At 60.6% G+C, this 12,632-nt stretch carries 10 protein-coding genes; 2 read left to right on the forward strand and 8 right to left on the reverse strand.

Annotated elements, in window-relative coordinates; all coding sequences use genetic code 11:
* Positions 1-135 precede the first annotated feature (135 nt).
* On the forward strand, positions 136-1,041 hold the full coding sequence (gene galU, locus J1W56_RS24880; RefSeq protein WP_223615970.1) for a UTP--glucose-1-phosphate uridylyltransferase GalU: 906 nt from the start codon (positions 136-138) through the stop codon (positions 1,039-1,041).
* A 125-nt stretch (positions 1,042-1,166) separates the two neighbouring features.
* Here galU and J1W56_RS24885 read toward each other — a convergent pair whose 3' ends face one another.
* Positions 1,167-2,846, reverse strand: coding sequence for an outer membrane beta-barrel protein (locus J1W56_RS24885; RefSeq protein ID WP_223615971.1), 1,680 nt, complete (start codon positions 2,844-2,846; stop codon positions 1,167-1,169).
* Between the two features lie 236 nt (positions 2,847-3,082).
* Between J1W56_RS24885 and J1W56_RS24890 the strand changes: the two genes are divergently transcribed.
* Positions 3,083-4,078: a KpsF/GutQ family sugar-phosphate isomerase gene (locus tag J1W56_RS24890; RefSeq protein WP_223615980.1), complete on the forward strand. Its 996-nt coding sequence runs from the start codon at positions 3,083-3,085 to the stop codon at positions 4,076-4,078.
* Between the two features lie 63 nt (positions 4,079-4,141).
* Here J1W56_RS24890 and J1W56_RS24895 read toward each other — a convergent pair whose 3' ends face one another.
* From J1W56_RS24895 to J1W56_RS24925, 7 genes are all read right to left on the reverse strand, one after another.
* Entirely contained in the window at positions 4,142-4,603 is a 462-nt protein-coding gene (locus tag J1W56_RS24895) for an NfeD family protein (RefSeq protein WP_223615972.1), read from the reverse strand.
* 24 nt (positions 4,604-4,627) lie between these two features.
* Positions 4,628-5,638, reverse strand: a complete 1,011-nt coding sequence (locus J1W56_RS24900; RefSeq protein ID WP_223615973.1) for an SPFH domain-containing protein — start codon at positions 5,636-5,638, stop codon at positions 4,628-4,630.
* 134 nt (positions 5,639-5,772) lie between these two features.
* Positions 5,773-6,816, reverse strand: coding sequence for a ferrochelatase (hemH, locus tag J1W56_RS24905; protein WP_404928868.1), 1,044 nt, complete (start codon positions 6,814-6,816; stop codon positions 5,773-5,775).
* 200 nt (positions 6,817-7,016) lie between these two features.
* Positions 7,017-8,876, reverse strand: coding sequence for a 5'-nucleotidase C-terminal domain-containing protein (locus J1W56_RS24910; RefSeq protein ID WP_223615975.1), 1,860 nt, complete (start codon positions 8,874-8,876; stop codon positions 7,017-7,019).
* Positions 8,877-9,053: 177 nt separating this feature from the next.
* Positions 9,054-9,446, reverse strand: a complete 393-nt coding sequence (locus tag J1W56_RS24915; RefSeq protein ID WP_223615976.1) for a hypothetical protein — start codon at positions 9,444-9,446, stop codon at positions 9,054-9,056.
* Positions 9,447-10,144: 698 nt separating this feature from the next.
* Positions 10,145-11,587 carry a homospermidine synthase gene (locus tag J1W56_RS24920; protein WP_223615977.1) on the reverse strand — a complete coding sequence of 481 codons (1,443 nt, stop codon included), beginning with the start codon at positions 11,585-11,587 and terminating at the stop codon, positions 10,145-10,147.
* Between the two features lie 152 nt (positions 11,588-11,739).
* Positions 11,740-12,632 (reverse strand): heme-dependent oxidative N-demethylase family protein (locus J1W56_RS24925; RefSeq protein WP_223615978.1); only part of this gene is annotated, 893 nt, incomplete at its 5' end.

Below are 12,632 nucleotides of genomic sequence, written 5' to 3' on the forward strand. Positions count from 1 at the left end.
GACGGGCGGTTCCTGCGGGAACATTACCGGTCGAAAAAAATGTTTATTATGCAGCTCAAACTATTTTCATTCTTTGCAGGGCAAATGTCCATTACCAATGTTAACTGAGTTTTTGTGTGAGATGGGGAATATATTGTGACGACAGCGAAGAGAATCCGCAAAGCCGTTTTTCCAGTCGCAGGTTTTGGCACCCGCGTTCTTCCGGCAACCAAGTCTATCCCGAAGGAAATGCTGACCGTTGTCGACAAGCCGGTCATCCAGTACGTGGTGGACGAAGCCCGCGAAGCCGGTATCGAGCACTTTATTTTCGTGACCGGCCGCAACAAGGCGGTCATCGAAGATTATTTCGACGCCCAGTACGAACTCTATTCAACCCTGGCCGAGCGCGGCAAGACGGCGCTGCTCGACGAGTTGCAGAGTATCCAGCCGGGACCCGGCACGACCAGTTTCACCCGCCAGCAGGTGCCGATGGGGCTGGGCCATGCCGTGTGGTGTGCCCGCGATATCGTCGGCGATGAGCCTTTCGCGCTGCTTCTGCCGGACATGATCATGCAGCCGGAGAAAAACGGCTGCCTTGCCGACATGGTCGAGCTGTATAATCAGGCGGGCGGCGGCAATATCGTCGCCGTGCAGGAATGCGATCCGGAAGAAGCCCACAAATACGGCATCGTCGGCAAGGGCAAGGATGTCGGCAACGGTTTCGAGCTCACCGAAATGGTCGAGAAGCCGGCCAAGGGCACCGCGCCATCCAATCTCTACATTAACGGCCGCTATATCCTGCAGCCGGAGATTTTCGACATTCTCGAGCATCAGGAGCGCGGTGCCGGCAATGAAATCCAGCTGACCGACGGCATGCTGAAACTGGCCAAGGAGCAGGATTTCTTCGGCTATCACTTCCAGGGCCGCACCTATGATACGGGCTCGAAGGAAGGCTTTGTCGAAGCCAATGTGGCGTTTGCCCTGTGGCGCAACGATATCCGCAACGGCGTGATCGACAATATAGGCAACATGCTGAAGACCATCCAGCCGCGCAAGGTTTGAGCTGCGTTGAGGGGGATATCACCCCCTCTGTCCTGCCGGGCAGAGGGGGTGAAAGTGTATGTAACTCTTGCATCGCCATTGGGGGCGGTTCGACTGATCCCTGACGGCAAACCATGGACATAGCTCTACCGCTGCAGCGTCAGGCCCATATAGACGCTGCTTTCGCTGGTCTGGCGGGTATCGACCTCGCTGCGTGTGACGCGGTGCCGGGCGCTGACATCCAGCCCGAGGAAGCGGTTGAACCAGTAGGTGGCGCCGACTTCCGCGCCAAAGCCCTTGTCGAGGCCGCTGCCATCCTTGTTGTCGCGCAGCGACGCGCTCAACTCGGCATTGACGCTGAGGTTTGAGCGGATCTGGCGCTTTACGCCAAGCCGTCCCTCATAGAAGATCGAACCGCTGTCATTGGGCGTTGTCCCGCCTTCGACACGGGTGAGCAAACCAAAATTGACATCGGTGCCGCGCTGCGGCGACCATTTGATTGCCCCGTCGACGCTCAGACCATCGACATTGGACAGCCGCTCATCGTCGATACTCTGGCGCAGATAGCCCAGCGCCAGCTCGCCCGAGAGTTTCTCGCCGAAATCGGCCTCGATACCGCCGCGCAGCGCGGTACGCATACCGGAGCGGCGAAAGCCGTTGGAATCTTCCGTTTCATCATAGATCAGCTTGCCGATCTCAACTTCGGCGAAAGGTTTGATCGCCGGGGACATTTCGAAGCCGCCGCGCAGGGCGATGCTGGCAAAGGTGTTGTTGCGATCCTTCTGGCTGAGCGTCGTCCCGTCAGGGAACTGGGCCTGACCATAGGTTGTCCGGTCGACCTTGCCCTTCACCTGGCCAAAGAACCGGCCAAACTCATGCCTTATGCCCAATGTGCCATCCAGTTCCTGCACGCCGGGCCTGTTGGATGCGCCGACAACCGCCGTCGGCGCGCTGGCATCCTCCTGCCGGTAGCGGTAGCCGCCTTCGCCGGTCACGGTCGTGCGGTCGCCGAGATCAAGCTTGAAACCGCCGCGCAGCCCGACATTGGGCGCGGAATACTCCTGGCCCGACAGCGTCTTGTCGTAGAGACCGTCGAAATCGAGAAAGGCCGAATGGCGCGCCCAGTCCGTCGTCGCCCGCAGGCGCAGCCGTGTTTCCGAGAGAATCGCGCTCTTGCCGGTTGAACTGCCGTCGGCGTTGGTCGTGGCGCGCAGGCCCTGCGAAATGGATGGCCGCAGCGTGACCGTACCGGCCCTGATGCCGAAGGGTGCAAACGGGTCCGGATCCGGCCGCACGGTCCGCCGCTCGATGGCCGGTTCAGACACGCTGTCCCTGCTTTCACGCTGTACGCGCGGATTGCCGTCCGTATCGTCGGCAATGCTGCCGGTGGTTGGTGTGGCCGGCGTCTGTCCGTTGCGCAGTGCGCGTGGAAGAGGACGTGTTCGCTGCGTTGCTGCCGTCGTGCGGTCGGCCGGAAGGGGAACGGTGCCTGGCGCGGCGGTGGGACGCGGATTGAGCGTGCGGCTGTTGTTCACAGGTCCGGATGACAGCGACGTGTCATTCGCCGTCCCGGTCGCCGTCGACGGAGCGCCCGCATCGTCATTGGGCAGGGCGCCCGGACTGACGGGTTCATAGGGGTCCGACGGAATACCGCCCGCGTTGGCGGGTGATGGCGCTGGCGCAGCGGCAACCACAGGCGCGCGCCGCACCGGGGCGGGCGGCGCATTCCGCTGGGTTTGCAGGACATTCTCGTCCACCGCGCCGCGCAGGGGCACGGCCTGCTGGGCCATGGCCGTTCCACCCGCAGAAAACGCAACGCTGCTCATCAACCCCGTCCACAGACACAGGTTAATCGCAGAGGTGAAGCTGCCGCGATAGGCCGGTGCTCCGATGCGGGATTGCCGATGATACATAAATAGCATTGCCAATGAGTTCGAACGTTTATGGAGCGTAAACTGTCATGGTTAATGACTGGTTTCCGCTTCGGCCGCCGGATGGGTTTGAAGGGGGCGGCGCAACAAAAAATGGACAGCGGCGCGGCAAAGCGCTAACGGTTCTCGCCATGCAGGCAATAAACGACAGCGAACTGGACAAGACCGCAGCGGTGGATTCCGCCAAGCGGACGATTTCAACCGAAAGAGACGGGCTGAGCGCGCTGCGCGATGCGCTGGATGGCAGCCTTGCGGATGCCTTCGGCAAGGCCATCGAACGCATAGCCGCGGTCCGGGGCAGAATCATCGTCACCGGGGTCGGCAAGAGCGGTCACATCGCCTCCAAGATCGCCGCGACCTTTGCCTCGACCGGGACGCCGGCCTTTTTCGTGCATCCGGCCGAAGCCAATCATGGCGATCTCGGCATGATCGGCAGCGACGATGCCATTCTGGCCCTGTCGTGGTCGGGCGAAACGGCGGAGCTGAAGGGGATCGTCAGCTATTCCAGGCGGTTCCGCATTCCCCTCATCGCGGTTACATCAGGGGAAAACTCGGCATTGGCACTGGCTGCCGATGTCGTCCTGCTGCTGCCCAGGGTCACCGAGGCCTGCCCGCACGGGCTGGCGCCGACCACCTCGCCGCTGCTGCAGCTGGCCATGGGCGATGCGATCGCCATTGCCCTCCTGGAAGCGCGGGGCTTTACCGCCGTCGACTTCAAGACATTCCACCCCGGCGGATCGCTCGGCGCGAGCCTGACCCATGTGCGCGAGATCATGCATCGCGGTGACGAGATTCCGCTGGTTCCGCTTGGGACGCTCATTCCCGATGCGATGAAAGTGCTGTCCGGAAAGCGTTTTGGCTGTGTTGCGGTTCACAATGATGACGGCTCGCTGGCCGGGATCATCACAGATGGCGACCTGTCGCGCAACCTTCACCGCAATCTGGTGACGGTGCGGGTCGAGGAAATCATGACCCGCAACCCCAAAACCGTGCCGACGAGCATGCTGGCGAGCGCCGCGCTCGCCCTGCTCAACGAGCACAATATCGGGGCGCTGATCGTGACGGAAGACCGCTTCCCCGTCGGTATCGTGCACTTCCACGACCTCTTGCGGATCGGCGCCGCCTGATTTCAGTGTCTGCAGGCTCGTGGTGCGCTTGTCGAACCACAAACCACACATTAACTCCCTGGATCAAGCCGCTTCGACCGTCAGCGTTCCCTGATCGGTGCCGGTGATCCTGACCCGGCTGCCGGCGGGCAGATCGGGGCCTTTGACGCGCCAGAGGCTGTCGCCGATGCGGGCGCGCCCGTGCCCGTTCACCGTTGCCTCCTCCAGCACGACGATCTGGCCGATCATCTGTTCGTTGCGCCGGTTGAGCAGCGGCTCATCGGTCGGCACGTCAGCCGCGCCCATCAGCCTGCGGCCGATGAAGACGGTGATGACAGACAGAATCAGGAACAGGATGATCTGCAGCTGCCAGCTGAGGGCGAGCATCGGTCCGAGCACGAGGATCGTCAGGAAGCCGACGATGATGGCGGCGATGCCGAACCACAGCAGGAAGATGCCGGGCACCGCCACTTCAAAAATCAGGAGGATGAAGCCGAGCACCACCCAGTTCCACGGGCCGAGTTCATAGAAGAGATGTTCCAACATCAGTGCAACTCCTCCATCGATGCGTCAGGTCGCCGAGCCGGTCCCGCCGCCCGTGCCGGGAACGGTGCGCCCGCGCCCCGGCTGTGCCGGAGGCGATGTCCGTTCCGTCTGCGCCGCATCGCCGAATACTTCCCGGGCGATGGCACCGATGCCGCCGAGCGTGCCTACCAGTGACGAGGCCTCCATCGGCATCAGGATCAGCTTCTGGTTGTTGCTGGTGGCGAATTTGGCAAAGGCCTCGGTGTATTTCTGCGCAACGAAATAGTTGATCGCCTGCACGTTGCCGTTGTTGATTGCCACGGAAACCAGCTCGGTCGCCTTGGCTTCGGCCTGGGCGAGGCGTTCGCGGCCTTCGGCCTCGCGGTAGGCAGCTTCACGCTTGCCCTCCGCTTCGAGAATCTGCGCCTGCTTCAGGCCTTCGGCGCGCAGGATCTGCGCGGCGCGGTTGCCTTCGGCCTCCAGGACCAGCGCGCGCTTGTCGCGTTCCGCCTTCATCTGGCGCGCCATGGAATCGATCAGGTCCTTCGGCGGATTGATGTCCTTGATTTCGACACGGGTCATCTTGATGCCCCAGGAATGGGCGGCCTCATCCACCACCCGCAGCAGGCGGTCGTTGATCGCGTCGCGATTGGACAGGAGCTCGTCGAGATCCATCGAGCCCATGACCGTGCGGATATTGGTCATGGTGAGGTTGAGAATGGCGTTCTTCAACCCGCTGACCTGATAGGCGGCCTGCGGTGCATTCAGGATCTGATAGAAGGCAATGCCGTCGACGGCGATATTGGCGTTGTCCTTGGTGATGACCTCCTGCGTCGGCACGTCAAGCACCTGTTCCATCATGTTCAGCTTGGCGCCGATACGGTCGAAGAACGGAACGATGAGGTTAAGGCCGGGTGCGAGGGTACGGGTATACTTGCCAAAACGCTCGATGGTGTAATTATAGCCCTGCGGCACGGTCTTGACGCCCGCAAACAGCACCACCAGAACCAGAACAACCAGCACCGGAATGGTAAAATCGAAACCGCTGAACGGCATTGTACTCCCCCTTGCCTGACATCAGGACCAATGTCATCTCGCATCATCATCCTCTATACGGATGAGGCCAAGATAGACCAAAGTCTTGATCTCAGAAAGGCTTAAGCCGGGAATTATACAGGGGTTCCGTCTGCTCAGATCCAGCCCTGCAATTCGCGCCGGACCAGCTCTTCAATCACCCGCATGCCTTCGTCGGAATCATTCAGGCAGGGGATATGGGTGAAGTTGACGCCGCCATGCTCGCGGAAGGTGTTGCCGGCTTCAACAGCGATTTCCTCCAGCGTTTCCAGGCAGTCGGCGACGAAACCCGGATTGAACACGGCAACGGATTTCACGCCGTCCGCGGCGAGTTTTTCCATCGTCTTGTCCGTATAGGGCTGCATCCACTCTTCCGGGCCGAAGCGGGACTGGAAACAGGTGATCAGCTTCTTCTCGTCCCAGCCAAGCCGCTCGCGCAACAGGCGCGTGGTCTTCCAGCAATGGCAGGGGTAGGGATCGCCGCGCTTGAAATAGCTTTGCGGGATGCCGTGATAGGAGGCAACCACCACCTCCGGCTCGAAATCCAATGTCGCAAAATGCTTCTCGATGGAGACAGCAAGCGCCTCGATATAAACAGCCTCGTCCTGATAGGAAGGGACGGTGCGGGTGGCGGGCATGAAGCGCATCTTGCTGAGCGCCTCGAAGAATTTGTCGTTGACCGTCGCCGTGGTCGTTGCCGAATATTGCGGATAGAGCGGGAACATGACGATGCGCTTGCAGCCCTGCCTGTCGAGCCGTTGCAGCGCGTCTTCGATGGAGGGCTGTCCGTAGCGCATGCCCCAGTCCACGATCACATCGGGATGGGCGGCGAGGCTTGCGGCCAGCTTTTCGCTTTGCGCGCGGGTATAGGTGCGCAGCGGCGATTCATTGCGCTCGCGGTTCCAGATCTTGTCGTAAAGCGCGCCGGATTTTTTCGGACGGGTGTTGAGCACGATGCCGTACAGCACCGGCAGCCAGATGGCGCGCGGCCATTCGATGACGCGCTTGTCCGACAGGAATTCCCTGAGGTAGCGGCGCATGGAGGTGACATCCGTGCCGTCAGGCGTGCCCAGATTGACCAGAAGCACGCCGACTTTCGCGGTTTCAATGCGCGGATGGTCGCCGGGCCTGCTTATTGCCACACCAACCTCGCCAGACATCACCATCTCTTTCAACTCCTGCTTTGCGGTTGGAACCTAGTGGTGAGGGCCGGGATTGCAAGGGCGCGAAAAGACGCAGCAAAATGGGGTAAATCGCTCTCCGGCGGGTAAAACCCGGGCTGATATGAAAGAACCCGGCACAACATTCAAGTTGCGCCGGGTCGAAATAACAGTCCTGGGACCGTTTGTCCTAGCTGAAACTACCGCGGCGGGATTGTCATCTCGCTGCCGATGGGCAGTTTCTCGACGATCATCCGTGGATTGGCTGCCGCCAGCTCTTTCCAGTCCGAACCCTTGCCGTAGACCTGCTTGGCAATATTCCAGAAATTGTCACCGCGCTTGATCGTATAGGTCGATGGCGCGGCTGTGGCAGCGGGTGCCGGCGCTGCTGTTTCGGCCGCAGGCTTGGCGGGCGGTGCCGGGTCCGCTGCGGCTGGTGTGGCCGCTGCGGCCAGAACGGTTATGCGCCCGTCCGTATATGGCTTGTAGGGCGTGTTCTTGGCGAGATAGTCCGATACCACGGCTTCAAGGCCGGGGCCGTAATCATAGGCGTTCTGGGCATTGCTGGCGAAAATCTTGTAGCCGTCGCCGCCTGCGCGCATGTAGTTGTTGGAGACGACGCCGTAGGTGGCGGCCGCGTCAATCGGTTTCCAGCCGCCGCCGTCGCGCACTTCCACGGCGGAAACGCGCTGGCCGACGGGTTTCGACACATCGAATGCGTATTTGAGGCCGGAAACCTGCGCGAAACGGCCCGCACCCTGATCGATCTGGCTGACGCCGTTTTCCAGCGCGGCAACCACGTCGGCCCCCTTGAGCTGGAAGGTCGACAGCGTGTTCTGGAACGGCAGCACCGTCAGGACTTCGCCCATGGTCACATCCCCGGCATCGATGGATGCCCGCAGGCCGCCGCCATTGATGATGGCGATGGTCATGCCCTGGTCCTTGACCCGGTCGAGCATGGCGTCGGCGACGAGATTGCCCATGGAGCATTCGACCACCCGGCAAACCTCGCGGGCCGCTTCGATGACGCCGCTGGATTCGGCCACCTTTTTGGCTTTCAAGGCTTCGATGGGCTTGGCCAGTTCCTTGACCCGCGCGAGATAGGCGGGATCAGGCACCACGGAGGAATCGAGCAGGATCGGCGCGCCCTCGCTCCTGATGACATTGCCGTCATCGTCGAAGGTCACCTTCAGTTCGCCCAGATATTTGGAATAGGATTTCGCCTGGACGATCGGCACATCGCGGCCGGATGGCCCCTTGACGAGGGTCGGGTAGGGTCCAAGCGCCTGCGGATCGGTGTTCGACAGGAGGGTGTGGCTGTGCCCGCCGACAATCACGCTGATCCCGGCAACACTGGCGGCGATCTGCTTGTCCTTGACATAGCCGTCATGGTTGAGCGCGATGATCTTGTTGATGCCCTCGGCCTTCAGCGCCTCGACCTGCTTTTTCAGGGTCTCGATCTCATCGGCGAACTTGACCGTCGGTCCGGGCGTTGAAATATCCGCCGTGTCGGTGGTGATGGTCGATACGACGCCGATCTTCTGGCCGCCGATTTCCTTGATGACATAGGGCTTGTACTTGCCGGCGATGGGCGAGCCGTCGGCGGCGATGGTGTTGGCCGAGATGACAGGGAATTGCACCTTGCCGAGGAATTTTGCCAGCGTGTCGACGCCATCATCGAATTCATGGTTACCGAGGGCCATGACATCATAACCGATGCCGTTCATGAATTCGGCGGTGTCATCGCCCTTGTAGGTCGTGTAGAACAGCGAGCCCTGGAATTCGTCGCCCGCATTGAGCACGATGACATTGCCGCCATCCTTGGAGAGGGCGGCGCGGCGCTCGTCGATCTTGGCTTTTACCCGGGCAATGCCGCCAAAGCACTCGTTCTTGCTCTCCTCCTCGGCGGAGCAGGTCGAATCATATTTGTTGATCGATTCCTGGCGCGAGTGAAAATCGTTGATGTGCAGAATGTTGAGCGTGTAGTCGGCCATGGCCGCACCGGCGGTCATGACGAGAGCCGAGGTGCCGAGCAGAATTCTGGCGAGGATTTTTGACATGAACTGTTCCCCTGTTGCGATCGCCTGATGCTGTCACCGGTCGTTGGCATCCGTGTGACAGATGCGCCGATGCTTTCATTCCTTGGCGTGGCATGCAAGGGAAGGGCGGCGGTTTTTGCCGCTCAAGGTAAAGGTAGAACCGGCCGGCGCAGCTGCCTGCGCGGGCCGGCGATGGTGTCAGCCTGTCTGGCCGCCGCGGCGTGTCAGCGAGAACTGCTGGCCGCTGGACGAGGTGCAGTTCAACTGGCCGGGATTGACGAGGGCGCAATTGACCTTGGACTGCGTGCCGCGGGCAAGCGAACGCAGGTTGATCTCGATGAGGCTGGCGGAGGCAAAGCGGTAGCTGCCTTCGGCCAGTTTTTCCTTGGTGTCATTGGCGCGGGTCTCGAAAACGCCGCCGTTGAAATTCGAGAAGGCAACGCCCGATGTATCAAACCATTGGCCCTGCACGGCGTCGGTCGGGCGGGAAGCCTGTACCGGTCCGCTGTCGTGAATGGGGCCGCTGGTCTGGCAAGCAGCAAGTGCCACTGCCATGGTCGCTGCGCTGAAGGCCAGTGAAATACGTTTCATCCGATCAATCTCCTGATGGGTTGCCCTTTTAAATGCCGTGAAAACCAAGCAAAAACAAGACATAAGTTTAATAAGCCGCAGAGTTTCGCCGCGTGTGGCTTCCGCAAAACTGCCATGTTGTCCATTGGCGGGCGCACATGTCAGATCGGTATTCACCCCCCTCTGGGCTGCCGCCCATCTCCCCCACAAGGGGGGAGATCAGCCTTCACAGCTGTATCTGTTCATCTTCAATGTTGAAAATGATGCAAAATCGCTGATGCCGATGTGATCTCCCCCCTTGTGGGGGAGATGTCCGGCAGGACAGAGGGGGGTGAAAGACCCTCCTCACAAAAAATAACGCCAACTTATCCAACACGTCCCATACGCGCTTATCCTTCTCGTGTCCTTTCCGGCGGGAATGCTTCCGGAAACTTTCGAAAGTCGGGAAAGGATCGGCGCTTCGGCCTGTGGGAGAACCCCGGGGCCGGGGAGGTTCAGTCCAATCATGCCATGTTGGGCGAAACCGTTTGCCGGGCGGGTGGTCCAAGGGATCGCAACAACCGCAACACCAACCAAAGACCTCAGCGCTGCCGATGGACCGCCCGTCTTTCCCACCTTTCAACAGCCAGACGCGAAAGCGGGCGTGGCAACGGGGAGAGCGTTGCAGAACCACGCAGCCGCGGATATGAAAACGGCAACCCTTGGGTTGCCGTTTTTGATCAATGCACGAGAATGTTGCGGAACTGCCAGGGGTCGCTGGTGTCGATGTCTTCCTTGAAGAAGCCAGGGCGGTTTTCCAGCGGCGTCCAGTCGGTATAGTGCCCCTTGAGCGGCCCGAGATAGGGCTTCTGGATTTCAAGGCAGCGGCGGAAGTCGATCTCGTCGGTTTCGACAATTCCGGCTTCCGGATTTTCCAGCGCCCAGACCATGCCCGAGAGAACAGCCGAACTGACCTGAAGACCGGTGGCGTTCTGGTAAGGCGCCAGTTTGCGGGCTTCCTCGATGGTCAGCTGCGAGCCGTACCAGTAGGCGTTCTTGTCGTGGCCGTAGAGCAGGACACCGAGCTCATCCGCACCATCGACGATCTCGGATTCCTCCAGAACGTGGTGGATTGCCTGCGGCTGGCCGGCGGCACCGAACATTTCGTCGAGCGACAGCGTTGCCACATTGGACGGGTGGTAGGCGTAGTGGCAGGTCGGCCGGTAGGCAGCCTTGCCCTTCTTGTCGAACACGGTGAAGAAGTCGGCAATCGAGATCGCCTCATTGTGCGTCACCAGCAGGCCGAACTGCGGTCCCTCGGTCGGACACCAGGTGCGGATACGGGTATCGGCGCCGGGCTGTTCGAGGAAGATCGCGGCCTTGTTGCCCTTCTTCTGCTTGCGGGCGTTCTTGGGCAGCCACTTTTCATGCGTGCCCCAGCCCAGTTCCGCCGGCTGCAGGCCTTCGGAAATGAAGCCGTCCACCGACCAGGTGTTCCAGAACACGCCGAACGGCTTCGGCTCGCCCGCGCGCTGCGTATCGCGTTCGGCAATGTGAATGCCCTTGATGCCGGTCTGGCGCATCAGGCGCGCCCAACCGTCGCGGTCATTGCGCGCCGGTTCGGTGTGCTCGATACCCAGATCCTTGGCGAGATTGACAACCGCCTGTTTGACGAACCACGACACCATGCCGGGATTGGCACCGCTGCAGGAGACGGCCGTGGTGCCGCCGGGCTTGCGGCGCTTTTCCGCCAGCAGCGTTTCGCGCAGCGCATAATTGGTGCGTTTCGCGTTGTCGCCGCCCGCATAGTAAAAACCGGCCCAGGGCTCGATGACCGTGTCGATATAGAGCGAGCCAACCTTGCGGCAAAGGCGCATGATATCGACCGACGATGTATCGACGGACAGATTAACGCAAAAACCCTGGCCATCGCCTGCGGTCAGCAACGGCTTCAACAGCGTCTTGTAATTTTCCTTGGTAACGGCTTCCTGAATGAAGCGGATGCCACGCTCGTCGAGCAGTTTCTTGTTGGCATCACTCGGGTCGATGACGACCAGGCGGGACTTATCGAATTTGAAGTGGCGCTCTATGAGGGGCAGGGTACCCCGTCCGATGGACCCGAAACCGATCATCACGATCGGACCAGTAATTTCTCCATGTACAGGCCAATTCGCCTTCGCCATTTTTTTGCTACTCCTAATTTTTTAATCTCCATCAATGAGGGCAGCGGTTATTTCACCGCTTCAAAGAAACCATAGAGCATAGTGATGACAAAGAGCAAACAACCGTTCACCCGAAAGGGGTGAAAACTGCAACTACTGTTAACTGAAATGCTTCAAAGCGACTTTAAAGCCGCGACAAGCCGGTCCCGGACAGTGATAATGCCCTTATATTGGGCCTGCGCCTCGCTCAGTGACTGGAGCTGATGGGCAAAGGTTTCGGCAATGCCGCGGCATTCCGGGTGCTTTTTCAAAGCACTCACCGGATCGAGATGAATGCGGATGGTGAAGAGAATGTCGCCGGATGCCGGCAGTTTGCGCAGGGTCTGGCGTTCGACGCGGACAAAGCTCTGGGCAACGATGTCCGCGTTCGTGTAGCGCGCGCCCTTCTGCTGGCTCGACAACGGGTGGTAGAGGTCGCCGTCCGGCTGCAACGACCAGTTCATGCGATAGACCGAACGGTCCGGCCGCAGATTGTCGAACATGCGGCTGATCAGACCCGCATTGCGCGTGCCCGCGCCGAAATCCGGCACCGGCGCATGGATGTCCTCCATCGAGCGGCCGAACTTTTCCAGAAGGGTCCAGGAGGAGGGGAAGGACAGCGCCGCCGCCGCCAGATGCCAGCCGCGCCGTTCATCCTTGCGCATCAGGACGAGGTCTTCCTGCACGAGATTGGCGGCGCGATGCAGAAAGGGCGAACCGGTATGGCCGAGCGGAACCTGTTCGTCCCAGCCGGCGATGACGATGTTCCCGCCGTCCCTGCGGTAGAGTGCCGGGTAATGTTCCACGAGATGCGCGCTCAAGAGGTCGAGCACTTCCTTTTGCGCATCCTGCGTGCCGGGCTCCTCGACGAAAATCTTCCCCGCGTGCAGCCCGAACAGCCGTTGCTTTTCCCTGAGGTAGGGAACGAGATTGCCGTCAATCTCGATCCAGTCCTTCAGGTCGAGCTGGTGCAGCCCGATGGTGAAGGGCTGCGCCGAACCGTCATAGGGCGTGTGGGTGGGGGGCG

The sequence above is a fragment of the Phyllobacterium calauticae genome (genome assembly GCF_019991125.1).
Classification (GTDB): Bacteria; Pseudomonadota; Alphaproteobacteria; order Rhizobiales; family Rhizobiaceae; genus Phyllobacterium; species Phyllobacterium calauticae.